Source organism: Bradyrhizobium sp. CIR48 (assembly GCF_014198315.1).
Taxonomy (GTDB): Bacteria; Pseudomonadota; Alphaproteobacteria; order Rhizobiales; family Xanthobacteraceae; genus Bradyrhizobium.
Genome location: NZ_JACIHG010000003.1, coordinates 260,290 through 287,204 on the forward strand (window position 1 = coordinate 260,290; position 26,915 = coordinate 287,204).

Below are 26,915 nucleotides of genomic sequence, written 5' to 3' on the forward strand. Positions count from 1 at the left end.
CTGGCCGGAAATCTGCGTGTTCGACGGTTCACAAGTCCGTTAGAGGTCTATCGTTCTTTCCGCTCGAGGGCTAAGCCTGCCAGAATTCGACCGCCACTGCGGCTCGGATTTGCGCCGTTGCCGCTCCGACCAACTCCGTAGGCGATATGACGGGCTCCCGGCAACGTTCCAAGCAAGGGTAGACCATCATAAGTTCGATCTATCGGGCCGGACCAAGACCGTTCAATAGGACATCTCGAAGCATGGGATAGACACGCCGGAAATCTTCTACTGCTTCGCGTTTCCCGGACTGGGTCCGGGGAGGGACGATGGCTCCGCCAGAACCTTGCATCGGCTCGGCAGTAAAGGCACCAATCGTTTCAGGCCCTTCCCGCAGAATCAGCCTTTCCAGCGAATCGGCGCAACGGTTGCGAAGCCCTCCTCAGTCTCCCCTGGATTGCCGTAACGATAAAAGCTAGGGCAGTCCGTATGCAGAACCCCAGCGATAGGAAGGTCAAAGTCCAAATGATTGTTCGGAAGACCTGTTAGGCTGGCGGTTGCAATCGTTACTCCGTGGTAAGCTTTCGCCTCGAGAAATGATCTTCGGCTTTCTGATGGCATTGTGAAAATACCATACCAGCTTGATCGCGGTATCGATTCGCGCTCGCGATATCGCCAGTGTGCTGCATCCTATACCAATGTGGCAAGTCATGAACAGGACGGGCCCGTCGTCATCGCGGCTGGCGACGGGATTTATGTAGTCGACAACGAGGGCAATCGCTACATCGAGGCGCTCAGTGAACCGCGTCTCGTGGACGCTGCTTTGCGGCAAATGAAGACGTTGCCATTCTTTCAAAGCTTTGACGGAAAAACACACCAGCCAGCGGTTGAACTGGCAGAGCGACTCATCGCCTTGGCGCCGGTGCCAATGTCAAAAGTGTTCTTCGCCAATTCAGGATCGGAGGCGAACCAACCGGCGCTCTTGGCGGCCATCTTGATTGAGCCGCGTCCTTAGGTCGAGCGGGGATTTAGAGATAGACAAGGCACAAATGAGCGAAATCGTTGATAGGTCGTAACCTATTTCTGTTAAGGTTCGAACCTAGGGCCTACCCTTTCTATATCGATGCGGTAGAAGCGACTGCCAGAGCCGGAGCAAGGGGAGTTAAAGATCTTGGAGACACGTTGGGCTTACGTCGCAAGATCGCTCATGCAACGCATTTCCGAGGGCGCGTATCGGGTAGGTACCACGCTGCCCAAGGAATTGGAGTTGGCGGAAGAATTGGGTGTCAGCCGGTCAACGATCCGGGCTGCCCTCCGCAGCCTTCAGGACGCCGGCATGATCAGCCGAAAACGGAATGCGGGAACGCGGGTTGAAGCCGCGAGGCCAACCAACGGTCCTGAAAGCTTTCATCAGACGCTCGCGACGATCGAGGACGTCGCGCAATACGGCGTTGAGACTAAGCGCGTGGTGCGTGACATCGTCGAAGAAGCGGTTGACCCTGAACTCGCGCTACGGCTCGGCTGCTCTCCCGGACGAACATGGGTCCGTGTTACCAGTCTGCGCGTAAGCCGCACTAAGTCCGCTCTCCCAATCTGCTGGACCGACGTTTATATCGACGCGGAAATCGGGCGGGCCGTAAAGTCTCGAGTGCGCCGCTACCAGGGCCTGATAGCATCACTCGTCGAGGAGGATTGCGGAAGGCGCACGGCCGAAATTCGGCAGTCCATCCGCGCGACGAGAGTGTCGGCGCTGGTTGCTCAGGCCATCAACGTCGAAGCCGGTATGCCTGTTTTGGAGATCGAACGGCGCTACCTGGATTCGAAGGCCAAGGTCTATCTCATGAGCCGCAGCTATCATCCAGCCGACCGGTTTCACTATGAATCGAGACTGTTGAGACAAAATTCGTCGGTTGGCTGAGTATCGGATGGTTGCAGTCTCCAGTTCATCGCCTAGCCATATGCGAAAGTCTGGTGCCGTCGCTGTCACTCAGGCGGAAATTGTTAAGCATCCGCACGTTGCAAGTGCCGACGGAGACGCGCCGCAAACGCCCTCGCTTCCGCGACCGCAATGAAGCTGGGGGGTAACTGATCGAGCGCGGTTGATGAATGTTTATGTTCGTACCTATTGACCTTTTATAAGTTCGAACATATTCGAGTCGTTTAGGAGCTTGTCACCGTGACGGCGGCGTTGGCCGCTCGCTGCTCCGATAACATAGAAGGAGCTGGATATGCCGAGCACCGTCACGGAATCCCTGATCTTTCGCGACATGTTCGGAACACCGGCGATGCGCGAAATTTTCTCAGATGAAGCACTCGTGCGGAATTACCTGAATGTCGAGGCCGCGCTGGCCCGGGCGGAAGCGCGGTTCGGCATAGTCCCTGAGCAAGCAGCCAGCACTATCACCCAAGCCGCGGCTGGGCTTGTGATCGACTTCGACCGCCTGCGACGAGAAACTGAGATTGTCGGTTACCCGATCGTAGCGATTGTGAACCAATTGGCGGAGGCGTCAGGCGAGGCCGGCAGATATGTCCATTGGGGTGCGACAACTCAGGACATTATGGACACGGCAACAATCCTCCAGATACGCAGGGCGCTCGATCTGGTTGCTTGCGACCTCAGGGAGGTTCAGGAAGCGCTGTCCAAATTGTGCCAACGCCACCGCTTCACGGCGATGGCCGGACGCACCCACCTTCAGCAAGCTCTCCCAGTCACCTTCGGCTATAAGGCCGCGATCTGGATGTCGATGATCAATCGCCACGTCGAGAGGCTCGAGCAGATCAAGCAGCGGGTCTTAACCGGCGAGTTGGGCGGTGCGGCGGGCACACTCGCTTCGCTCGGTAATAAAGGACTGTCGGTTCAAGAGGCCTTTTGCCAAGATCTGCAGTTGCAACAACCCACCGCACCCTGGCACGTCGCGCGCGATGGACTTGCCGAGGTCGTCGCATTTCTCGGTTTAGTCACCGGTAGTCTCGCGAAGATCGCAACGGATGTCACGCTTCTTATGACGACCGAATTCTCGGAGGTCGCCGAACCTTTCGTCAAGGGGCGCGGGGCGTCCTCGACCATGCCGCAAAAGCACAACCCAATCTCTTCGGAGTTAATGCTGGCCTGCGCAATGGCGGTTCGTCAAAACGTCGCTCTCATGCTCAACGGAATGGTACATGATCTTGAGCGGGCTACAGGCCCTTGGCATGTCGAATGGATTGCGATCCCGGACAGCTTCGTTTTGACCGCTGGCGCGCTCGCCCAAGCCAAGTTCATGTTGGGCGGCATAATTGTCCATCCAGACCGTATGCGTGCCAATTTGGGCATAAGCGGTGGGCTTATTGTCGCCGAGGCGGTCATGATGGCTGCCGCGCCAAAGCTAGGGCGACAGAAGGCCCACGAAGTCGTCTATGACGCCTGTCGAGTAGCCGCTACAGAGAGCCGTTCGCTCGCCGATGTGCTGCTCGCCTATCCCAGCATCGTCGAGGCGCTTGGCAGCGCTGATGATGTGCGGGCTGTGTGCGACCCGGCAAACTACCTGGGCCAAGCCCCGCAAGTCGTCGATCGCGTGCTGGCCGAATACGCTCGGCTCAGGGGATGCCACGCTCCTGCGCCTGCGAACTCGCACAGTTAGTGGAGCATTGCCATGCATGAAAATATCGAGACGTCGCCCTTGGCTGAATTTGTCGCCCATCCGCGGATATCGTCAGCAGGCGGGTCGCTACGCGATCGAAGAAACGCGAGGACAGATCCGCAAGGCAGGCTTAGCCGGATCGACTACTCGAGTTGCGAGCCGATGACGATCTTGCGTCTCCGGACGAAGCCATGTGGCCGGCTCGCTTACTTGTGCCTCCATGTTGGTGAAGGCTCAAGCTTCCGCACCGGGCGCCATAATGAAAGCTATGCTGGTAGGAGCCGCTCAATCATCTGATAATAAGAAGCACTCATCCTGCGGCGCGAGTTGGATGCGCAGGGCTGCCCGCAGTGCGCGGAGGCCGAACGCACGCAGGTCCTCATTGAAGTCGCCCATCCGCGGAGACAGGACAAGCGCCTCAATGCCCGCAGCTTCGGCGGGTTCGGTCAATGCGGCGAGCGCCGTGTCACCCGCCGCATCGGCGTCGCGGGCGATGTAGAGCCGACGCAGCGCCGGCGGGAGCAGAAGGGCGGCAAGGTGGTTGGCCGAGAGCGCGGCAGCCATCGGCATGGCAGGCAGCGCACAGCGCAGCGACAGCATCGTCTCGATGCTTTCGCCGACAGCGAGGACGTCGTCGGCCGCGCCAAGCGGACGGCATGGTCGAGGAGACGGCCCATGGCCCGTCGCGGCGTGCCGACCGGCGCCTTGCCGAAGCCGTCCGATGTGCGCCGGTGATGGCGCCGGAAAGATCGGTGACGGCGGCGATCATCGCCGGCCAGCTCTCAGTCGGGCTATGCTCGTCAGGCCGATAGTAGCAGCGTGGATGAAACCGCCGCGCGCCCGCATCGTGGACAGCTTTGATGCCGCGATTGCACAGGTAGGTCTCAACGAGCGTCCGGCGGATCGGCTGCGACATGGCGAAGAGCCGCTGCGCCGCTTTCGACGATCCGGCAGGGACGGGTGTACGAGCGGGCTTTGGGCTGCGGCCCGGTTCGGCGCGCGGCAGTCTCAGAAAGCGTCGTGCCTCCTCGGCGACATCGCGGAAGTCGATGAAACCGCAGCTCTCGCGGATCACGTCGAGGAGATCGCCAAATTCGGCCGAGGCGGCATCGCTCCACTGCCCGGCAGCGCCGGGACCGGAGTCCGGCCCGCTGAGCCGGACGAACATCGACCGGCGGGCGTATTGCGAACGTCGCCCACCGTCCAGTAGCGGCCCTGACGCCGCCCGTTGGACAGATAATGGCGGCATACCGCCTCGGCATCGCGGGCGAGGCGGCGCGCCAGTTCAGAAGCGTCGCGGGGCATCACGCCCCCCCCCGCAGCGCACTAGCATTATGTTGCGTAGAAGCTGTTAACCGTCTGTGAGACAGCCCCCAATCGCAAATGCGCAACATAACTCTCAGCGCAACATATTCGGTCCACTTGCCGGCGGGGCCCTTCGCCGATTCCTGGAGCCGCACGAACAACGAGCGGCCTGGCGTGTTGTGGACGTCGCCGACCACCAGTACCGCCCCGCCCGCTTCCCATTGGAGAGATAATGCCGGCAGACCGCCTCGGCTTCGCGGGCGAGGCGGTGTGCCAGTTCGGAAGCATCGCGAGACATCACGCGGCCTCCCGTTCACCGACGCGCAACCGGATAGGTCTCGAGCACCTTCGACAGGATCTCGACGCCGCTTGTGTCCGTCGGCACGAACATGCGCAGCTTCCAGGAGATGATCTCCTCAAAAGAGGCCGTAAGCCCGGAGGCGATCGCGCATCGTGTCGTTGAAGCCCGAAAATTCGATGCGGTATGCGCCCATCACTCGGACGCGGCGAAGCTGGAGCTCCTCTGCGAGATCGCGGACGGTCCGTCCCTCCATCAGCGCGGCAAAGGCAGCGTCCGGCGTTAGCGCGGGTGCGTCCGCCGCAAGGACGCTTGCGACCCAAGTCGCAGAAACCTTGCGGCCGATGATCCGCTTGCCTTTGTCGGTCTGAAGCCGATAGACGCGGGTCGATTCGTTCGGCAGCCGCTTCCAGATGGGCAGCAGCAGGCCCGCCACGACGTGGATTGTGCTTTCGGTGAACTCTGGGATCTCGGCAAGCTCCGCCAGCCAGGCCGCGGCGAAGCGTTCACGGTCCGCCTCGGCCCAATGGCTCTCCGCCATCATGGGTCAAGGGGACCGTATGCTGCTCCATCGGCCGTACCAGGCTGACGCGCCGCTCGATCTCGCCGTAGTCGAGCATGACGCTCGCCGCCGGCACCTGCACGGCCCATCCCGAGCGCTCATTGATCAGCAGAACAGCTCGGCGATCGGAAAGTCGCGCGAGAGCGTCATCCAGATTTACAAAATGGTTGCGCTGGCGCTGGATGATCGTGATCAGCCGGGTCTCGGCGCCTGTGCCCGGATGGACATGGACCGTTCGCCGGTCAGTGACGACAAAGCTCTGGGCGCGAAGCGTTTCCAGCCCGACGTCGTAGGTGCCGGATGCAACCGCGCCCTCGATCCGAGCGGTCAAGAGCTGCTCGAAGGCGGTGAAGAGGATATTCTGTAGGCCGATGGTGAGCGCGAGCAGCCTGTTCAGAAAGGTGGTGATCGGCGGGAGATCATCCTTGAGCCATTGGCATCTGTCAGCTTCAGGCCGGTTGCATCCTCGAACCTTCCAAGCGAGCAGCCGTCGACCTTGCCCCGCGCGAGCAGCGTGTAGAGCTGACGCAAGGCATCACGCCCGTACGGGCTTTCGAGATTGTCCTTGGGCCGGAACAGGCCCTGCCCTCCGGTCTGGCGCTGGCCGCGGGTGATGGCGCCTAGCGTATCAAGCCGGCGGGCAATGGTGCTGAGAAAACGCTTTTCGGCCTTCACATCGGTTGCGATTGGCCGAAATAGCGGTGGCTGCGCTTGTGTTGGTCCGGTTGGTACGGCCGAGCCCCTGGATCGCGGCGTCAGCCTTCCAGCCGGGCTCGAGCAGGTAATGGACTCGCAGGCGGCGATTCCGGGCCGACAGTTCGGCATGGTAGCTCCTTCCCGTGCCGCCGGCGTCGGAGAACGGGAGCATACGTTTGACATCATCCATGAAGGCCGAGGTCTCCGCGAGGTTCGCCGAGCCCGCGCGATTTTCGACCACCAAGCGGTCCTCCTTGCGAACGATGCGGCGAGAGCGGCCAGTTACTTCGGCGACCAAGTCGGTGCCGAAGCGGTGGATGACCTGATCCAGCGCGCCGGGTACCGGCGGTAGTGAGGCGAGTTTCTCGACCAAACGATCGCGGCGGGCGACGGCCTCCCGGCTCTCGAGCGGCTGGCCATCGCGATAGACAGGCCGGGAGCAGAGGTTGCACTCCAAGTCGGTGAAGGGCTCGTAGAGCTGAACCGGAAAGGAATGGGCGAGATAGTCGAGGACATACTCGCGCGGGGTGATGTCGACCTGGACGTCGCCCCATCTTCAGTCGGGATCTCAGCGAGCCGGCGCTCCATCAGCGCTTCGCCCGTCGACACGATCTGGATGACCGCCGCGTGTCCAGCCTCAAGATCGTGCTCGATCGAACGGATCAGCGACGGTGTCTTCATCGAGGTCAGGAGATGCCCGAAGAAGCGCTGCTTCGCTGCTCTCGAAGGGGCCGAGCGGGCGGCGGATTTTGCTTGCCCGTTCCGCGTTCCGGTTTCGCCGGTAATGTTGGCCGCTCGCATCGCGGCGTCGAGATTGTTGTGAATGATGCCGAACGCATCAGCATAGGCGTCGTAGATGCGAACCTGCTCCTGACTGGTGCTCGACGAACTCGTACGCGACACCCTCGTACGAGAGCGAGCGAGCCGCGTAGAGGCCGAGCGCCTTGAGATCGCGCGCCAGCACCTCCATCGCCGCGACCCCACCCTCCTCGATCGCTTCGACGAACTCGGCGCGCGTGGCGAACGGGAAGTCGGCGCCGCCCCCAGAGACCGAGGCGTTGGGCATAAGAGAGGTTGTGGACCGTGGTGGCGCCGGTCGAAATCGGAGCCCAACCATTCGACGATCTGCCTGACCCGCGAAAGCTTTTCGCCACGCTCGTCGGTGCGCAGCGTGGCATAGGTGGTAAATAGGACGCCCTCGGCGAGGCGGACTGGCGTACCCTGCCGGAAACGTGATAGCGGCGTGACAAGCAGCCGCTCCATGCCGAGCGCCGACCAGTCGCGCTGCGCGTCCTCGATCAGCTCGTCGGATTTGCTGATCCAGACCGCGCGGCGGCGGCCCTTGAGCCAGTTATCGATCAGGATACCGGCGACCTGGCGCCCCTTGCCCGCGCCGGTGCCATCGCCCAAGAACCAGCCGCGGCGAAAGCGGACGGCGTTTTCGTCGTCGTCGCGCGCGGCGGCCACGACATCAAAGGTCGCGTCGACAGTCCAGGAGCCTGCGAGACATTCGGAATGCGCGTCGCCGGCATAGATGATGCTCTCGAGCTGTGCGTCCGACAGAACTCCATCTGCCAAGAGATTCGAAGGCAGGCGTGGACGGTAGGATGGCTTCGGTGGCGCAACGGACGCCATCGCCGCGGACTGCACGAGCTTGGTCGGATGTGCGCACGTTCCGTGAATACGGATCGACTGCAATCCGTATTCCTCATAAAGCGCATCGGTCAGTCGGGCGCCTTCCCGCGGTGACCATTCGACCGTCTCGTAGATCAGTTCTACGCCTTCGGGCGCTACGCCACTCGAAGCGTGTGGCGCAGAGGCGCCGGCCGATCGTGATATTGCAGGCCGCCTGATGGCGTTGACCGCTACCGGCGTCGCGATGGGCAACCTCGAAGGCACATGCTGGATCACCCAGTCAAGCAAGGTGGCGACATCGCCCGCCATGTCCGATGAAGCGGGAAAGACGTTCGGATCCGCGGCGGGCAGCTTGTCGATCACAAGCAGCCGTGTGTCGGTGTGCGTTCCGTGCCTGGCGTAAACAGCGCCGTCTATGGCGGCGGAAGACACCACCCGCCCGCGTTCCTGGAGACGACCAAAGGCATCGCGCCATGCCGGGTTGTCCGGCGCAAAGCTCTCGCCGACGATGGCGACGAGGCGCCCACCGTCACAAAAGCGTGCCAGGGCTGAAGCGATGTGCCGGAGAGCCGCGTCAGCCATCCGTCGACGAAATTCGCCAGCGGTGAGAACGGTGGGTTCATCAGGACGACGATAGGTCTGATACTCGCATCGAGATGGTCATCGATCTGGGCCGCGTCGAACCGCGTGACCTCAACATTGGCGAACAGTTGGTCGAGTAGGTCGGCGCGCGCCTCAGCCAACTCGTTTAATACCAAAGCGCCGCCGGCGAGTTCGGCAAGGATGGCAAGCAAACCGGTCCCGGCGGACGGCTCGAGCACGCGATCAGCCGGCGTGATGCCGGCTGCGTTGCATGCGGCGAGCCCAAGCGGAATCGGCGTCGAGAATTGAAACGCTGACTGTCCTCGGAGCGCCGCGTATGGGCAGGCAGACAGTTCGCGATTCTGGCAAGAATCGGCAGCATGGCGGCCGTCGAGCCAGCCTTGGCGCGCATGGCCGGGCCGAACGTGCGTAGGAATAGAACGGTTGCCGCCTCGCAGACGTCATAGGCAGTCTTCCAGTTCCAGATGCCGGCAGCGTCCGAGGCGCCGAAGGCCGCCTCCATGGCGCTACGCAGAACGGCGGCATCAATGCGACGGCCGCATTCGAGATCGGTCAGGAGCTGTCGCGCGGCTCTGACGGCGGCGCTGGTGAGACTTGCAGCAGCACGCATCGAGAGCGGCGCGGCGGCGGCGCCGCCGGTGAGAGATTCGGTCATGGCAGGATGTTTTTCGGAGAGCAGGAAGGGGTCGAACCATCAGGCTCTCCTTTGACCCGACAGCTCAAACCCTTCCCGGCCTGTCTCTCCCTCTCAGCCGTCGGCAATAAAAAGGAGACCAGCGCTGAGCACCGGTCCCCGAACGACTGCCGGGCGGCCGGAGCCACCCCGCTCTGTCACGTCACTCAGCCGCGTCGAGCTGTTGCGGATCGTCGTCGCCGACGTCTCCGGATCCTCCTCGTCGGCAAGGAATTCGGGCAATGGGCCTGCTTCACCCTCCTGCTCCGCTGACGACGCGCTGGAGTCGACGAGACGTAGCGGCTCCGGCAACCATGCTGAACCGTCGAGAAGGCGCTCGGCCTCCATGGCCATGTCGGCTTTCTTCAGGTGGTCAATCAGTTGCGCGGACGACTCGCCCCTTGCTTCCCGCACCGCCTCCAGAATGCGAGGCTTGGTGACCCGGCTGAGATAGTTGTCGACCGTGGGTTGCCAGCCGGCCTGCACCATGTCCAGCCCGACCGCGCGCGCAACCACGTCAGCCTGGTCCAGACGCGTGCGGACACCGTGGGCGGAGACACGGCCCTGATTGTAGCGGTTGGCTGGCTCATAGACGGCGTTGACCGCAAATGACGCGCAGTGAGCGAACAGGGATGCTTGCGCAGTACCATCCAGGGCCGTGTGCGCATCCCAGAGATCGTTTTCTCGGCAACCGTGCCTTCCACGCCTCATGCCGCGCCTCGACGGCCTTCGCGGACTCGCTGTCTCTCAAGCCAGGAGCTTGAGCGGGAAAGGTAGGCGTGCGCAGGCCGATCTCAAGGCAGCACCCGGACGGAGCAAACCGATAAAAGGCCGTTAGCACGAAGTTGTGCAACACCGCCTGGAACGCGACCGCGGGATTTTCCGCCAGTGCTTCCCCCAAAGCCAGGGTGCGATGCGCCGTGAGCTCGATGATCAGCCGATCCGGCAAAGGTTTGGTCGCGTCCTCATCATCTTCTTCGGCATCAGCAGCGCTAATGCGCAATCCGCGACGCGGCCCGCCTTCCATCGGATTCTTCATGGGACTTGGCCTTGAGGTGGCTTAAGCGCCGTAGCGCCCACCAGGCGTGCGCCAACGGCGCATCGCCTCAATGGAAAATGGCACCTGGAGAGCGTGAGCATAGCGACCCGAAGGGGACGCGGGTCCGAGTGCAGCGACGAGACCGGTCCAATAGCGGCACCCGGGAACGGGGCAGTGATGGCGATCGCCGCAGGCGAGCCCTTTCCCGAGTGCCCCCCGGCGAGGAGCTCTGCAAGCCCTTGCGCGAGGGATCGACGCCGGATGGCGTGCGCCGTTGAGGCGTGGAGAAGAAGGGAGTGTTCGAAAGAATGGAGCCTGCTGGCGGCTCTTACTTGCCCGGCTTACCCGTGTCGGAAACGACTGAAACTCCGAAAGGAGAACGGGACAAAAGCTTGCCGGGAAACGTCTCGAAATCGGGCGCCGCAGCCCGGTGGAGAGCACAGAGTAAGGTATGCATGGTGAAAGCTGTATTGCCTGAATCGCAGTTTCCAGTTGCCAAAGGGCTGGCCGTAGCGAACGCGGCTGCCACGCTATGCCACGCGGGGCAGATCGCACCGGCCAGTGCAATCAGCCACCAGTCCGCGTGGGACGACCACCATCGGTGGGTCAAGGAAACGAGCGGGACACCTAAACACACCGCAAATTCCTGCACACGCAACTACGGGATCGCCTGCAGCAGGCTCTTCCTATGAGGGCTGGAAGGCCGCGTCATAAAAGAGTTCCACGAGGGTCTAAGCAAGGTGCGCGTGCGCCGCACGGTCGATTGCTCCTTCCGATAGCCTCCGGTTGCTCAGCCAGGTCAGCATGGCATCGCGAGCACAACGTGCAGGCAAAGAAGCCAAACCGAGCGAGGTAGGAACCGTCTGCCGCCCATTCTCGCGGCAGGACGATTCATGGCGAATGTGGAAGCTGCGTTCGCCTTCGCAACCTACAAAAGCCAACCTCCGTCATAGCTTGCACCTCGCGGATGCGCTCGCCTTGTGCCGTACGCCGCACGCGCACGCGTGGTGTTGGCATAGCGTCGAAACCAGTCTCTCAATGCGTTCGACAGGAACGTCGCCTAATGTAGTCGGCATTTCGTTGGCAATGGCCGGGACTTCCTATCATCGCTCGCAGCCGAACGGATCTCGCACGACATGCAGCCCGGTCCATGCAATCGCTTGCAGGCACGTGCCTGTGGGTAAGCCACCGAGGTCCATCGCGCCAACTCCGTTTCGACTCGCGTCCGAGCGAACGAATACGTTGATGCCGCTGGACTGGAGCGCATCTCAGTTCGCCACGAGGCTCTCCATCAGAAAGACAAGCCGCACGTGCTGTACGGCACCACCCTGGGCATTCATATCAAGCACTGCTACTCGGCAAGCTGCCTCGCGGAATTGACCTCAGCAAGCAGCTTCGAGGACAGACACTGTGCGTTGGGCGAAGCGGGCCTGATGACGGTATTCGTCAGCAATGATGGACAACATTGACTGAGAGGCTAAAAAATCAGAAAGGCCCCCGGCGGGCATGCCGGAGGCCTTCTTGGAGGTTAAACTAGTTCAAAAGAGCCTTTACCTGCCTCCTTCCGTTAGGTTTGTGGCGTACTTAGAAGTTCCGCTGTGCACGCAAGAGCAGCACGAGGCTATGCTGATCTTTTAGCTCATATACAGTGGCGGGTTTTGCAACGCTCGATTGCAAAGGCAAGGTCACAGTGCTTGCACCTGCGTACTTCTGATCAAGGATCTGGTACACAAGCTCGCCAGTGAACGTCAGGTTTTTGAGGGGAGTCCACGACGTCTTCGTACCAACGGCTGCATAGTTGAAGTCGGGGTTGCAACCGGCAAAGCCGGTCGAAAGAGCGAGGGTTCCGACGAAGGCCCCGCAGATATAACCCTTCGCCGTGTTGCTATACCTCACAGCTGCCCACCCGCCGAAAACGGACGTGTTCCAGTAGGGGTCCCAGTTGTGCGTATAGCCACCATTGAAGCCGAAGGTTGTGGTGAGTTGCTGGCCGGAACCTGTCACGAACACCGAGTCAGATGCGCCAGCGAGACCGAGACTCTGATAGGCGCCCGCGATTCCCGTACCGCCATACATCGCGAAAGTATTCGACATATAGTCGTGGAAGACGTATCGGCTTGCACCGTTGGCATATACGCCCGTCAGATTGATGGAGTCACCCGCGCCAGTCGGGAGGTTCTTGATCGACAACGCCAGTTGTCCGGCCCAACCCCACTTATCGTCCGGATGGCCGGTAGTTTCATCGGCGCCGTAATAAGCGGGATGGTTATCGTGCGCAGCAAACGATGCCTGGAAGAGGCCCCAAGCCTGATCGACGCGGACTCTCGCGATGAGGTCTGGAGCTCGCGTAGCGCCGAGGTCGTTGGCACCGTACGTGCCGGTCGCTAGACCCGCGGCCGTCGCGCCACTCACGTTCCAGACGTTGCCTTGGTCATGAGCGACCTGATCCTGGGCCGAGAACGAAGCCGTAATGCCCTGACCAAAGTCGGCCGTATACGTGATCTGGTTTACGGGGTCCCAACCAGCACTGCCGGGCAATTCGAAGTTGTTTGCCGGATATTCGCCCCAAGGCGTCCTGAATTGCGATTCCGCCTTGCCGAACGTGAACCCAGCGAACTGAATGAACGCGTAGTACAAACCGAGGGCACCACCCGCAACTGTGCCGCGACCACTGCCTGCAGGATTCGTTCCGTTGTACGCGGTCGAGCCGTTTACGCCGGTCGTGCCGGCACCACTATAGGCGCCCGATGACCATGTGAACACCATCTCGGCGAAAGTCCGGACCACACCATATTCGGTCGCCGTTCGTGTATCAATTTGCAGGTCTTGACGGGCGAGGGTCGTATAGTAGTTGCTGAGGCGGTTACGGGCGCCGCCCAAACCGGCGTTGGGAGCGTCGAGGTCACCGTGGGTGTTGAACACGGTATCTGCACGCAGATAACCACCGAGCTTGATGCAGGTGTCAGTACCCGGGATATAGTAGAAGCCCGCGCCATACAGCGAGCAGATCTTCACATATTCGATCGGCTTCGCTTTGACTGGGAGATCGGCTGCCTGTGCCCCGGCGCCGGCGAACATTGCCGCAGAACCGAGGATGAGACCCTTTGTCAGTTTCATCGATGAAGCTCCAAGTTGAAATATCGTTTCCGTCGTCCAGATCCGCCGCTACTAGCCTCACCCCAGTGGGCTGGCCTTGACGGAACGACTTCGAGGCGCCCCCTCTCCGTCCACCGTCGTATAGTTCTGAACTACAATTGCTTCAATTAATTAATTCCAGACGTTATCCTTTGATTGAGGTGCGTGACAATCCAGCAACATAATTGGTATTAAGGTAGGCATATGAACCAAAAAAAGCAAAAAAGAACCCCCAGGGGGCATCCCGGAGGTTCTCCTTGGAGATTTTACATGAACCATCGGCCAAAGGGCCTCAGAGTCTGCAGTTCTGATATCATACATGAATTGTTTTGGTCAATTAATTTTTTGCATGACCGGTATGTCGCGTCAAATCGTATCGAGACGGGCGCGAGCATTCCCGCTAATAATCACCTGCGTAGCCTGTAGGCACCATGACGTAGCGGAAAGACCAAAATGGGCGAAAAGGATCAACTGGATAAGGCCGTTACGGACTTCATCTGGAACATCGTCGAGATCCATTCCCAACTCGAGGAGATACACAAGGGGTGGGCCGATATGTTGGGAATAAGCGAACCCCAATGGTTGATTTTGATTGCTATTGACCGACTCGATGAAGGCCGCGGGGTTTCCGGGATCGCGGTGGCGACTAAGCTTCGAATCCACCCGGCCTTCGTCACGAACCAAACGAAAAAGCTCGAAGAGAAAGGCTATCTATCTCGCGTGACATCCACTGACGATGCACGTTTCCTTCAGATCTCGCTGACCGAAAAGGCCCGGGCAGAAATTGCGAACCTGTCAAACAAGAGGCAAGCGCTCAATTTGACGATGTTCGCCGGGCTAGACGAGGCATCCCTGGACTATCTCAACAAACGACTGGCTTCGATTGCCAAGAACAGCCGGCTGGCCTCTCAAAAACTGAGTATAGGCGTACTGTAGGATTGATCGATTGATCCGTTCGGCGCCGAGCTTCTCCGCCAGTCATTGTCGATTGTGGCACCGCGTGTGCTCCAAAGAGGAGAGCGCAATGTGCCGGAAAGCCTTGACGTTCCAGATCTTCCAGTTCTTAGGAACACTAGCTTCAAACACCGCTTGCCGAAGTGAGCAACTGCGCTAATGCACACACCGCCACCGCGCGTGTAATTGAACCGAGGCGGGTACTCGCCCCAGGGCGATCCTCGAAATTCAATCGACGTTCTGCTTCGCTCATTGCTTTCAACCTAGGGCTCGGCAACGCCAGCAATCACGTTGACCACGTTGATTCCGGTTACCTTGGCGAAGGGCTCGAACAGTGCTTGGGAGAGACTTGGGTGAAGCGGATACCCGAAAGACCGCGACGACTCGCCAGAGCCAGTGAGGCTGTCTTCAAGGGTGGCGGCGCTACGTACAAGCAAAAGGAATGCTCATCGCCGCGGCGGCGGCCCGAAAGATGCTCGCACAGGTAAGCCGGACGTTGTATGTGCCCAGCCTCAGAAAAGTCGGACACTCAGTTTCCCTCCTACGTTCGTTTGCAATCCTTAGGGAGGGTTGGGCTCCAGAGCGCGGACCACCCGTCTTTGTTTATGAAGCTGCCCCGAGAGTGCGCCGGAGGTAGCACCAGCAAGAACTCCGCTATCCGCTGGCCAGCTAGCGGGCGGCATCGAGAGAGGCATATGTACCCAGCATCAGCGTTGTCGTTTTCTCCGCTGGGCCAAGCAACGGAATGAATTCCCCGGATGAGATTGAAAAACTGATATGGTCAACCGCGATCCACCACGGGAGCCCTTCCACAAATTCCGGGGCGCGATTTCCCCGATTTTCAGACCAGAGGCCCTACAATGTGATTTCAATACTTAGGTCCCTATCGACTCGCGTGCGTGTTAAGTCCCGACAGTCAGGTTCTTCTTCGATAGCTCGATAGGGCATTGGCGGCGATGACAATCGCAGCCAATGCAAACTGCAAAGTGGCCACCGCCGATATGGTGGGATTTACACTCTGTCTGATGCTTTGCCACATAAGCATAGGCAAAGTACTGATCCTCCCGATGCCCAGAAACAGAACATAGACAACATCGTCAAACGAATTCAGGAAGGCAAAAAAGGCAGCCACGACCAACGCCGGCATAATCAGCGGAGCGACAATGGTTCGGATGGTCGCAGCCGGGCCCGCACCAAGGCTGCGGGCCGCACGCTCATATGCCGGGTTGAGGTCACGAAGATTGGCAGCTACGATCACGACCACGAAAGGGATGGAGTAGACCGCCTGACCAAGAGCCAATCCGAACTCTGTGCCCTGAAGCCCTATCCGCGCGAGCAGGAAATAGGTAGCAACCGCCACCACAATCGTTGGTACAATGATTGGGGCGATGACAAGTGCGACAATGGCTTTGCGACCGGGGACGCGACCGCGAGCAAGACCGAAGGCCAGCATGGTTCCAAGCACTGTTGCTATCGCGGTTGCCATCAACGCAACACGAACGCTGATCAGCGTAGCGCTTATCCAATGCATGTCAGAGAGATACGCTTCGTAATTGTGGAGCGAGTAACCTGGCGCAGGAAATTCGAAATAGGGCGACGAGCTGAACGACAGATAGACGACGCCTAGCACCGGCAGCAGAAGCAGCGCCCCCATCAGGCTCGCAGCAATCGAGACGCTGTAGCCTCCGATCGAGGGAAGCCATCGGTCGAGCGCGTTCGCTGCCGAGCCAATATGCATCAGCCAGTATCTTCCCAACGGTTGGCGGACAGCCGCATGCGATGCATTCTCGTCGTCCGACAATCCCAGAAGCCGGTCGATGGGAAAGAAGCGCGAACCGATCCACAGAATTGCCAATACCGCGGCTAGAAGCACCATAGACAGTGCGGATCCAAAGTTCCAATTGAGCTGATCAACTACCTGACTGTATATTTCCATTGTTATGGTGACGTCAGACAAACCTCCAAGCAATGCTGGAGTTATGTAAAACCCGAGGCAACTGATAAAGACCAGCAACACGGCGGCCAACACGCCCGGCAAGCTGAGAGGCAGGAAAATAGTTAGAAAGGCCGCGATTGCACTCGCGCCGCTTGCCCTTGCGGCACGCAACAGTCTCTGATCAATGCTCGACATGACCGTATACATAGGCAGGATCATGAGCGGCATGAGGATTTGGGTCATGCCCATAATTACGGTAAAACGATTGTAGAGCATCGAGATTGGCTGAGAGACGAGACCAAGTTTGAGCAGGACGTCGTTGATTACGCCGCCTCGTCCCAAAAGAATGATCCAGGCAAAAGTCCGAACCAAGACACTCGTGAAATACGGCAACACGACTGCCAAGAGAAGGAAGGTGCGCAGGATTGATCCTCGCGTGGCCAATGCGTAGGCGATCGGGTACGCTAGCACCAGGGCCAACGCAGTCACAGGCACACTTATCTCAACTGTTGTTCGCAGAACTTTCACATAGGCTGGATCCGCGCCGATACGCAGAAAATTCGAAAGGGTCCAATTGGGTATTCCAAGTGAGAACGCCAACAGTCCTACCAGCGGTAAGACAAAGAGTACCGCGAGGAAGAGGCTTCCGGGCACCAGAAGCCAAGCCCATGGCGTGGGTCTCGCCGATCGCAAGACCCAAGCAGACTTCGAATGCCCGTCTCGTGGTGGGAAGATTATCGTGCCCGCCACGCCAGCCACCGTTCCTGAATGTGGTCGTAGTTAGTTTTGCCGTCCGGCCGCATTGCGCCAAGCCAAGCCGAGTCCTCGATGATCAAGCTATCGGGGTGGCTGATGCTGAGCAGCGGGACCAGATCTGACGGGAGATATTGGAGCTGATGTACATTCGGGCCAGGCTCGGGCAAGCTCAACGTCCAGGCGGCAGCAATTTTTGCTCGATTCACAAACGCGATTAGCTTTTGCGCGTTTTCGTTGTTCGGCCCACCCTTGAGTACCGTCCAGTACGTGTAATTGACAGGCGTGTTGTCCCACACCATTCGCAGCGGCGCCCCCTGCCGAGCTAGCACAATTATGGTCGCTTCATAGGCAGTGGTCATCACATATTCGCGGTTGGTAAGGAGCTGGCCCGATTCACCACCGGACGTCCACCACTTCGTCACGTGCGGCTTGATTTCGTCGAGCTTTTTGAATGCTCGTTCAATTTTGTCGTCCGTCAGCGGCCAGATGTCCGTCTTAGCTACGCCGTCAGCCAACAATGCGGGAATGATGCTGAACTTGCCGATAGGAGCGTAGAGGCCGCGCGGCCCAGGGAAAGCCTTCACGTTCCAGAAATCGGCCCAGGTCTTTGGCCCATTTTTCCCGAATACCCGCTCGTCATAAGCCAGCACCTGGCCCGATTGGATCACGGGGAATGCGTCGTTCAGGCGCACCGCTTTAGGTACGCCTTCGATCGATTCGTCGTCCCATAGGCTGTAGTCGATCGGAACGAACATGCCGGCCTGGCTCATCGCGGGATAGGTGGATGCCTGTATCGGCGCGATGTCCCAATCTACACGCCCAGCTTGGTTCATTGCCTTGACTTGGGGCTCGGCAATATCACCCGTCACATCGCTGACTTTGATGCCAGTCGCATTCGTGAAAGGTTCGAAGACGTTTTTACGTACGGCTGCGGTGGTTGAACCGCCCCACCCAAACACAACGACTTCGCCGCTACCGGAGAGCTTGTCCTTTGCAAAGGCAACCGTAGCTCGCGCAACCGCCGGGATCGCCATCGCGGCGGCAACTGCTCGCAGGACACTCCGGCGGTCGAAGCTGGAATTTTTAGGTGCAGTGTTGGTTAGATCGCTCATAGTTCTCCCCCTGGTTTGATTAAACGGATCGCTACGGCCTATGGAATTCGCTCTGCTGCGGGCCAAGAATTCTCGACCCGCGTCAAGCGAGACCCAAGCACCACCAAACAGAATGACGTCGGTTGAAAAAGTCGCACGCGCGCATCGCGAGCGAAGCACAACTACCGCTCCCCCCCCGCAACATCCGCGGACAAGCAATCACGCTAGGCCTCGACTTGCACTATGCAGTAGCAGACGCCTTGAGTAATTCGTCCCACGTGGACCAAGATCTGGTCCTCACCGCGAGAGAACCACAGGGTGAAATGGGGACACGTGTGGACATCTAGCCGCGCGACGCCTGTCACAATTTCCTCCCTTTACCGGTCAAGAACGTGAAACAGAACCACGTTTGGTCCTCTCTTAAAGATAACGGGATTTCAATGCTGTTTGATGCAGCGAACCGCGCCTTAGCGCTTAAATTCTGCAATCAGCCCCCGCGGATTGATTTTTTTTCAACTCACCACGGGTGAGTCCGATAACTTGAAGAACCGCGCGCTCGCCAATGCGGCGAATCTCATTCGCCTGCCTCGATAGGCTGACCAGTAGCCACTACACGACGCAAAAGGACTGCCGGGATCGGACCAGAAAAGACATCGAGCGCGGTAATGATATCCCCAGGATCTAACACATAAGCGACTGATGCGGGAGAACAAGCGAACTAACAGGAAAGGCCGCGCTCGCTGCTGCGTACTAGACCCAGCCGCTGTGCAGAGCTCATCGCCGGAATCACCCCCGCGCAGCGCCCAATGAAGCTCGCGCACCTCATCAGCAAGTCGTTCACTCTGCTCCGCACATTGCAGCCGAAACGATCACACTCTATTCACCGGAGGGGCGCATCAGCTGGCGGCCATGTGAGATGGACTGCTCGTGGTGGAACAAGCGTCAGCGCGTACTCGAGCGCAAGAATGTCTGTTCGCGATGGTGGCGACGGTCGAAGTCGCCACCATCGCCACTCTGTTCAACGTCGCCAGGCTTGAACAATTGTCGATCCTCAGGCTGGCTCACCACTAATCTCGAAAGCATCGCCGCGGATTAGCCAAACGACGGCTCGACGCTCCTACGCCTGCCCTCGAACAACCAGCCAAGCTGAACGGCCCAGATGGACGCCTACAGCTAGCTCGAGGGCGTTTCCCACCTGAGCCCACACTCTTTCTGCGCGACAGAGAATCCACTCAGCTGATCGAGCGGCGGAGCTGACCGAGAAAACCAGGCGAAATGTTCCTTTCTCGGCTATCCAAGTGAGGCGCCGGCGTGCCGAGACAAGTCCGGGATCGCTATTGGCGACGCAGAACCGAAGGTGCCACGTATCGTGCGGGCGGTCATCGAGTACGGCATCGATGACGGAAGTGGGCGATGGGCGCGGGGACGGATGATAATAGCTGCTAGGCTGACGCCGTCCGGGTTGAACTCGCCCGTCCCTTGCAAAGCACAAAATCGGCAAGATCGACTTTTTAACTTTTTCCTTCGACGTCACCGCTTAAGATGGCAGTAAAAAGGATCGCGGACCGCCCTTGCACCAGATTTAGTGTCCTCAAGCATGATCATAGATCAGGAATGCCGCCGTCGGTTCAATCGATGCCGAGGGCTTTAATCTGAGCCACAGTGAGGGTTAAAACTCGGCGCATCCGAGCGACAATCTCGCTAATCTGGTCCTCAGTCACGATCAACGGTGGACATAGTGCCAGCGTATCGCCGATAGAGCGGAAGATAAGGCCTTGCTCGTGGCCAATCTGCATTGCCAGAGTACCAACTCTTCCAGGCTTCGAGAAGGGACGTTTCGAAGCCTTGTCCGCGACAAGCTCTACGGCACAAATGAGGCCCACACCTCGTACCTCTCCGACAAAAGGAAGTTCAGCCAGTTGACTAAGACCGCACTGGAACTGATCCTGCAGTTTTGCGGCGTTGCCAATTAGGTCGCGCTCCTCGATTATTTTCAGATTTTCGAGCGCGACAGCTGTAGCAACGGGATGCGCAGACCCGGTATAGCCATGACCGAATGTACCGATTCTGTGAGAGTTGTCGGCGACGGCGTTGTAGATACGCTCTCCGAACAGGACTGCACCCAATGGCATATAGCTTGACGTAATCTGCTTCGAGACGGTGACGATATCGGGCGAGAACCCGAACTTTTTGTAACCGAATGACGTGCCTAGACGCCCAAAGCCGGTAATAACCTCATCCGCGACCAGGAGAATATCGTACTTGCGGCAAAGCGCTTCGATTCCAGGCCAATAGCCTTCCGGCGGCGGCAAGACGCCGCCGGCTGCCATAACGGGCTCGCCGATGAACGCAGCAATCGTCTCCGGCCCTTTCTGCAGTATTGTGTGTTCAGCCTCGTCCAGCAGGCGCTGGGTAAACTCAGCCTCAGATTCTCCATCCACCCCGAACCGGTAATAGTGCGGACAACTCAGATGCACTACTGGGATTGCAGGCAGGTCGAAATCGCGGTGGTTGTTGGGCAGGCCAGTTAGACTGCCCGCACCGATAGTAATACCATGATAGGCCTTGTTGCGAGCCAGGAACGTTTTCTTTTGAGGCCGGCCCAAAGCATTATTCATGTACCAGACAAGCTTAATTACCGTATCGTTCGCCTCGGAGCCAGAGTTGGTATAAAATACCCTTGATAGGCGCTGATCGGCCGCCATCTCGACTAGTTTATCCGACAACCTGATAGACGGCTCGTGCGATTTGCCAGCGAAGATGTGATAATAAGGCAGTTTTTCCATCTGCTGCATGGCAGCGTTGAGCAAGCGCTGTTCACTAAATCCGACGGCAACCGACCACAATCCAGCAAGCGCCTCAATGTACTGCTTGCCACCCGAATCATAGACATAAATGCCGTCCCCCCGATCCATGATCAGAGGCCCCGTCGCCTCAAAGGCGCGCGCATCCGTATACGGGTGCAGCGACGTCGTAACATCCATTGTGGCGAGCGAATTTGACAGGGTCATATTAATCCTCAAGCTGACACAAGCGGCGAAACCTCGAGACTTCATCTCGAACGTCCCGGTGTGCAGTTTCGTTGCCCCTAAACTCGACATCCAGGATGGCCGTCAGCGGCGACGGCTCTTGAATGGAATCGAGCCGAGGCCAACAGTTTGGTGTCGGCAAGGCTCAACCTCCCGAGTAGGCGAGGGAGATCCAGCTAGTACTTTTCAGTCATGCATTGAGTAAACCAGCCTCAGCGCCGGTATGCGGATTTTTGGAAGGCCGTCCCGCAGGATTATTTCATTGTTTCGGATATAGTGTGGAAAAACCGCGTCAGGCAATGCGATCGCTACAGGTTGATTGTTCCTACCGAATCGCATCCGAATAGCTACTAATGCAGCGCGCCAAGCGTGGTAGTTGGGAAGCGCAAGATTGAATAGTGCGATGCATGTTATGCGTAAAGCAGGTGCAGACCATGGGTCCTTGAAACGCGGCGCCGTTGAACAGCTGCTCCCGCCGATCGGGCAGTCGCATCATCAAAAACAACTCCCATAGCATGAACTGACCGACGTCTGGATTCGACTTCCGTACGCGTTGTTCAAGGTCGAATGCTGTGCCTGGTGGGAGGCAGGGCAGCATAAGCACCTGATTTATCGCGCCCGCCAACTAGAGGATCGAGAACATGATAGGCCAGACGCTCGCTGTTGGAGCTAAAAACTAAAGGCTTCTTAGAGAGGGAGCCGTCTCTGAGCCTCGCCAACTTTTAGTAAAGACCGATGGTGCTACTTACCGGGATCAAAAGCGCAACGAGTCTGCTCACCGGAAAGCGCCACAATTCCGCTCGTCCGATGGGACGTGGTCTCGCGGCATCTCGAACGGCGAGGACTATGAACGGATAGCTGGCGATCCAGATAAGCGTGCTTCGAAGCGTTCCCGCCATCACGCTGCAGGAGCCGATCAAGTCCATCGAGAGCACCCAAAAACAACGGGAGCTGTTGCTCTTCTAACCCTTCTAATGAGTCGGATGGTGCTGCTGGCGTTAACAAACTTGAATGCGTGAAAAGGTCTAGCACTGCGAAATGGTGCCATCCTGACTCACCTTAAGGAAAGGTGATATTATTGGTTCGGCGCTCCGTTTCGGTCCAATCTGCAGCCAAGCATTGGCGACATCCTGGCTCTGCGCAAACCACACATTGTCGTGCTTCCTTACGTAAGCAATGAAGTCGCGCAACATGCGAACACGGGAAGGACGTCCGGTCACCTGCGGATGCATAAGGAGATTGAAATAGCCGCCCGATAGATAGGCCTCATCGAACTCGGCTTTCCAGATCGAAAGGATATGGTCGTTTGTCTGAATGGGGCGATGAGTTTTGGCGTTGCTTAACAAGTACTGAGCATCATCCAAGCTCCAGTGCCAAGGTAGCTCGACGAGGCCAGGGGATCCATCCTGCAGAAAGTGGCGATAAGGTTCAACGTCGTCCGTCATGCTGCTGTCGTAAAGGAAGCCGCGTTCACTTAAGAGACGAACCAGATTGGGGCTAGTTTCCCCCGACGGCGCGCGATAGCCGACAGGAGCAATGCCGACGACACGCTTGATCGCCTCAATACCGCTTTCGAGCTCTTCTAGTTCTAGTTCAGGGTCTTTGGGGTCAACTGCTTTGTGCAAATAGCCATGATGCGCGATTTCATGCCCGGCCTTGATGATTTTCTCCACGACATGGGTTCGGTTGTCCACAACCCAGCCAGGTACAAAAAACGTAGCTGGCAGGCCTTCGCTGGAAAGCAATTCGAGTATCTTCGGAACGCCAACTTTCGCTCCGTAGGTTCCTTGTGACAGCGTTCCAGGTCGATCGATATTGGCAGGGTCACGCGATAGCCATAGAGTTTCTGCATCGAAATCAAACGTTAGATTAACGGCGAGCTTAGCATTGTTGGGCCACGGGACGTTGGGCATGTTTTGCTTCCAGATTGGGGTTACAAATTTGCACGCTTCGAACTTGAGTAAATAGTTTAACGTGAACCTCCAGACGCCGCCCTTATGCGGCATATGGTGGCATGAGCTTAGAATATAGACATGTTGCGATGGCGGTCACGCCCTGTTCCGTAGTGACGCTCAAGATACTGTAGGGCAATGACGGAGGGTATGCTGACCGCAAGAAAGAACACGCCAACCATGGTCATCGGTTCAACATAGCGGTAGTTCACATTGGCAATGATGCGGGCTTGAGCCATTAACTCAATGACCGTGATCGTGGACAGCAGCGGCGTTTCTTTGAACATCGAAACGACGTAGTTGCAAAGCGCAGGCAGCATTGGAGGAACTGCTAGCGGAATGATGACATACCGCCAAGTTTGGAGCCTTGTTAGGTTTAGCGCTTTGGCCGCCTCCCACAGCGCGCGATCCACATTATCTATGCCAGCGCGATATACTTCGGAGGTATAAGTTGCGTAGTGGATCCCCAGCGTAGCCACGCCAGCAGTGAGAGGACTCAACAGAATACCGATGTCGGGTAATACATAGAAGACGAAGTAGAGTTGAACGAGGAGCGGAGTCCCGCGCACGAATTCCACATAAGAGTGCGAGAGCGCCCGCAAGACTCGTCGTCCAGATCGCCGGCCGATGGCGATCGCAAGTCCGAGTGCCATAGCTAACGCAGAGCCGAGTAGGCTAGCAAGCAGAGTAGTCTTAACCCCTTCGAGTAGCTGGGGCAGTATCTTCAAAACTAAGGACCAATCCCAATCCATCTCAGGTTTACCTGACCGAGCTCGGCATGAGACGCAACTCAACGCGACGCAGCAGCGTGGAAATGGTGATCGCCAGGACGAAGTACACGATTAAGATAGTTAGAAACGGCACAGCACCTTCGCCGGTCTGGGTGCGGACCGTTTGCGCCCGGAAAGTCATGTCTGATAGTGAGATCAGCGAGACGATCGCAGTCGCTTTCATCAGCTCGATGACGCTGTTGGAGAACGGCGGAATCATCAACCGTAGAGCCTGGGGCAGAAGCACATAGCTCAAGCGTTGCCAGGGGCTGAAGTTTAGAGCAATACAAGCCTCGAATTGTTCGCGCGGCAGAGCCAGCATGGCGCCACGGACGATTTCGGACATGTAGGCGCCGCCGTTTAGTCCGAGAACGGTGACCCCCGCCTGAAATGGCGTGAGCGAAATGCCAAACAACGGAAGGACAAAATACGCCCAGAAAAGTTGCACGAAGATGGATGTTCCCCGAAAACACTCCATAAAGACCCTGGCCGGAATACGGAGCCAAGCGGAGTTTGAAAGACGCGCAAATGCGACGGTGAACGCGACTACTCCAGCGATGAGGCTCCCCAGCAGTGTGAGTTCTACTGTAAGGACCGCGCCCGCAAGAATGTTAGGAAGAAATTCGATAGACCCGGGCATCTTATAAGCTCAGCCCCGCAGCGACAATCTTGCGTAGGAAAAGCTTGGTCCTATCTTGCTGGGGGTTGCCGAATATCTCAGGCGGCGCCCCCTCCTCTACAATTCGGCCACCGTCTAAAAAGATGATGCGATCGGCAAAATCGCGGGCAAAGCTCATCTCGTGGGTGACAAGCAGCATCGTCATGTCCGTTTCAAGCGCGAGCTTGCGCAAAACATTGAGCACTTCCTCAACGAGCTCTGGATCGAGCGCCGAAGTGACTTCGTCGAACAACATGACTTTAGGTTTTAGGGCAAGCGCACGCGCAATCGCCACCCGCTGCTTCTGTCCACCTGACAGCTCTGCCGGGACCGCGTGTGCCTTATGGGCCATACCAACCATTTCAAGTTGATGCATGGCAAGTGCTTCAGCAGCCGACTTGGAGACGCCTTGGGTGAGGATAGGCGCGAGGGCAACATTGCGCAGGACGGTCATGTGCGGGAATAGATTGAATTGCTGAAAGACCATTCCGATGTCCTTGCGCACCTCATGCAAGTGAGCCTCACGCTGCCGGGTATGCAAGCTCGCAGTCTCAGCGCTCCACAGAGATCGACCATTGACGATAACGCTACCGCCGTCGATTGCCTCTAGCGTCATCAAGATGCGCAGAATTGTCGTCTTGCCGGAGCCGGACGCACCGATCAACGCTAATTTTTCGCCAAGCGATGCGCTGAAAGTCAAATCGCTTAGAACAGGACAAGCGCCATAGAGTTTACGAACACTGTCAAACTGAACCATTGGCGGGATCATGTCGGCTCCAGATGACTCATCGCGGGGATGCCAACTAGGCAGGACGAGATGGCGCTGCCCAGCAGAAGAACGTTCAAGGCTGCCAACACGTGAACAGGTGTTTGCGTTCGCGGGCATTTGATGATGGCGTCAGCGAGCGGGCTAACGCCGAGTTAGACTCGATCGTGCGTCACACAAGCATCGCGACGACAACCAGGTTTGCAAGAAGCAGCGGTTGTCGTCGCGAAAGTCTCAGCAGATGGATTATTGTTGGCAGAGCAGAGCGGTAGATCGGCTAGTGACAAGGCTTGCCAGCTCTTCATTTCCAAACTTTTTAAGGATGGCGGTATATTCACCACTTTCTTGGATTTTTTTGAGTCCGGCGTTGTACGCGTTGCGGAATTCAGCATCCTCCTTGCTGAACACGGCTCCTGTACAGCTCATTGGCGCATCCTTGACCTGGATCAATGCGGTGAGCGAGGGATTGCTGGACGTCGCTCGGACGTGCGTCATGGGACCGGCGCCACTTGCCAAAACATCGATACGCTTGTCGAGCAGCATCTTGAGCCCACTTACATCGTCCGGGAAAATGACAAGGTTTTCCCGTTTCACGCCAGCGCCTAATGCGAACTTCTCCATCGTGCATCCACCGCAGACCCCGATTTTGAGACCGCGATCGGCAACCTCTTTGTAAGTAGTGACGGATTGCCCGGGGTCAGCACGCACTACGAAGGCATCGCCCATGCACGTGGTTGGCTCGGAAAAGAGAACCGCCTGGCATCTCTCCGGTGTTATATTCAGGGCTCCTCCCGAGGCGAAAATGATCCGATGCGCACGCACTGCGGGAATAAGTGCCCCGTATTCCATGACTTGCGCCGCCACAGCGGAAACGCCCATTTGTCCCAGGACGGCTTTGTCGATGCTTGGGCCGATGCCGTCCGGCTTGCCGTCTGGGGTCATGCTCATAAATGGGGGATCGTTGGCGATTCCGATAACTGCATTTTCACCGCCACGCAGGCGATCGAGAGTAGATTGAGCACAGAGGGTCCGCGGCCCCGCGACAAAGCAGACCGCAGCACTGGCGGTAATGGCTAAAACCCGTGCCAAGAAGTCGCCGGAAATCAACCTGATCGATGTCTGCATTTTTGAGGTCCCCCTGGTTACGTCTGACTGGTCGTTGAAGCGACAATTAGCATTCTCGTGGAGGTGAACGCAGGCGACATGCAAGACGCTACTTCACGTTGCGTCTGCTGCAAGGCATCGATCCGCGTGCTCAGCAACAAGTGTTAACGTAGGGCCGATATCCTATGACATCGGTGCCTTTTGAAGCTCGAGTTTTTATAACGTGCCGGACGCTTTGAGCTAGTGAAGGCAATCATAAGGCATGCCCCAGGCAGCTAAGCGTGTTCATTTCGATCGAATCTCATCTGAGCGTTGCCTCTTCCATACGAACGCTAGCGCATCTCGGAGGCACAA

Annotated in this window: 12 protein-coding genes and 6 pseudogenes; 4 read left to right on the top strand and 14 right to left on the bottom strand. The window is 58.2% G+C overall.

The window, feature by feature from the left end; translation table 11 throughout:
• Positions 1–268 precede the first annotated feature (268 nt).
• Positions 269–634: pseudogene (locus tag GGD66_RS41360) on the bottom strand (aminotransferase class III-fold pyridoxal phosphate-dependent enzyme); the annotation flags it as partial.
• On the opposite strand from GGD66_RS41360, the pseudogene GGD66_RS11460 reads away from it, so the two are divergent.
• The 3 genes and pseudogenes from GGD66_RS11460 to pcaB form a co-directional block, all read left to right on the top strand.
• Positions 621–961 (top strand): annotated as a pseudogene (locus GGD66_RS11460) (aminotransferase class III-fold pyridoxal phosphate-dependent enzyme); the annotation flags it as partial. The pseudogenes GGD66_RS41360 and GGD66_RS11460 sit on opposite strands and share 14 nt — an antisense overlap.
• Before the next feature lie 189 nt (positions 962–1,150).
• A complete protein-coding gene (locus GGD66_RS11465; RefSeq protein ID WP_283814472.1) occupies positions 1,151–1,897 on the top strand; it encodes a GntR family transcriptional regulator in 747 nt (248 codons plus the stop codon).
• 310 nt (positions 1,898–2,207) lie between these two features.
• Positions 2,208–3,599 carry a 3-carboxy-cis,cis-muconate cycloisomerase gene (gene pcaB, locus GGD66_RS11470; protein ID WP_183257767.1) on the top strand — a complete coding sequence of 464 codons (1,392 nt, stop codon included), beginning with the start codon at positions 2,208–2,210 and terminating at the stop codon, positions 3,597–3,599.
• A 285-nt stretch (positions 3,600–3,884) separates the two neighbouring features.
• On the opposite strand, the pseudogene GGD66_RS11475 reads toward pcaB, so the two are convergent.
• The 5 genes and pseudogenes from GGD66_RS11475 to GGD66_RS11490 all read right to left on the bottom strand — a co-directional run bounded on the left by GGD66_RS11475 (position 3,885) and on the right by GGD66_RS11490 (position 13,527).
• Positions 3,885–4,904 (bottom strand): annotated as a pseudogene (locus GGD66_RS11475) (toprim domain-containing protein).
• Positions 4,905–5,014: 110 nt separating this feature from the next.
• Positions 5,015–5,202: pseudogene (locus tag GGD66_RS41365) on the bottom strand (DNA primase); the annotation flags it as partial.
• A pseudogene (locus GGD66_RS11480) lies at positions 5,202–9,353 on the bottom strand (strawberry notch C-terminal domain-containing protein). The pseudogenes GGD66_RS11480 and GGD66_RS41365, both read right to left, overlap by 1 nt.
• 181 nt (positions 9,354–9,534) lie before the next feature.
• Positions 9,535–10,362, bottom strand: a pseudogene (locus tag GGD66_RS11485) (DNA-binding protein); the annotation flags it as partial.
• A 1,632-nt stretch (positions 10,363–11,994) separates the two neighbouring features.
• Positions 11,995–13,527 (bottom strand): porin, encoded by a 1,533-nt coding sequence (locus tag GGD66_RS11490; RefSeq protein ID WP_183257768.1) that lies wholly within the window; start codon positions 13,525–13,527, stop codon positions 11,995–11,997.
• Positions 13,528–13,998: 471 nt separating this feature from the next.
• Between GGD66_RS11490 and GGD66_RS11495 the strand changes: the two genes are divergently transcribed.
• The gene (locus tag GGD66_RS11495; RefSeq protein ID WP_183257769.1) at positions 13,999–14,481 is read left to right on the top strand and encodes a MarR family winged helix-turn-helix transcriptional regulator; all 483 of its coding nucleotides are present in this window, start codon (positions 13,999–14,001) and stop codon (positions 14,479–14,481) included.
• Between the two features lie 934 nt (positions 14,482–15,415).
• Here the strand turns inward: GGD66_RS11495 and GGD66_RS11500 are convergent.
• The 8 genes from GGD66_RS11500 to ehuB form a co-directional block, all read right to left on the bottom strand.
• Entirely contained in the window at positions 15,416–17,035 is a 1,620-nt protein-coding gene (locus GGD66_RS11500; protein ID WP_183257770.1) for an ABC transporter permease subunit, read from the bottom strand.
• A gap of 134 nt (positions 17,036–17,169) precedes the next feature.
• Complete coding sequence (locus tag GGD66_RS11505) at positions 17,170–18,303, bottom strand: ABC transporter substrate-binding protein (RefSeq protein ID WP_183257771.1); 1,134 nt, start codon at positions 18,301–18,303, stop codon at positions 17,170–17,172.
• 1,607 nt (positions 18,304–19,910) lie between these two features.
• Positions 19,911–21,293, bottom strand: coding sequence for an aspartate aminotransferase family protein (locus GGD66_RS11510; RefSeq protein ID WP_183257772.1), 1,383 nt, complete (start codon positions 21,291–21,293; stop codon positions 19,911–19,913).
• A 1,043-nt stretch (positions 21,294–22,336) separates the two neighbouring features.
• A complete protein-coding gene (locus tag GGD66_RS11515; RefSeq protein ID WP_183257773.1) occupies positions 22,337–23,224 on the bottom strand; it encodes a polysaccharide deacetylase in 888 nt (295 codons plus the stop codon).
• A gap of 107 nt (positions 23,225–23,331) precedes the next feature.
• The gene (gene ehuD / locus GGD66_RS11520) at positions 23,332–24,015 is read right to left on the bottom strand and encodes an ectoine/hydroxyectoine ABC transporter permease subunit EhuD (protein WP_183257774.1); all 684 of its coding nucleotides are present in this window, start codon (positions 24,013–24,015) and stop codon (positions 23,332–23,334) included.
• A gap of 7 nt (positions 24,016–24,022) precedes the next feature.
• The gene (ehuC, locus tag GGD66_RS11525) at positions 24,023–24,673 is read right to left on the bottom strand and encodes an ectoine/hydroxyectoine ABC transporter permease subunit EhuC (protein WP_183257775.1); all 651 of its coding nucleotides are present in this window, start codon (positions 24,671–24,673) and stop codon (positions 24,023–24,025) included.
• 1 nt (position 24,674) lies between these two features.
• Positions 24,675–25,460, bottom strand: coding sequence for an ectoine/hydroxyectoine ABC transporter ATP-binding protein EhuA (ehuA, locus tag GGD66_RS11530; RefSeq protein ID WP_183257776.1), 786 nt, complete (start codon positions 25,458–25,460; stop codon positions 24,675–24,677).
• A 243-nt stretch (positions 25,461–25,703) separates the two neighbouring features.
• The gene (ehuB, locus tag GGD66_RS11535) at positions 25,704–26,582 is read right to left on the bottom strand and encodes an ectoine/hydroxyectoine ABC transporter substrate-binding protein EhuB (protein ID WP_183257777.1); all 879 of its coding nucleotides are present in this window, start codon (positions 26,580–26,582) and stop codon (positions 25,704–25,706) included.
• Positions 26,583–26,915 lie beyond the last annotated feature (333 nt).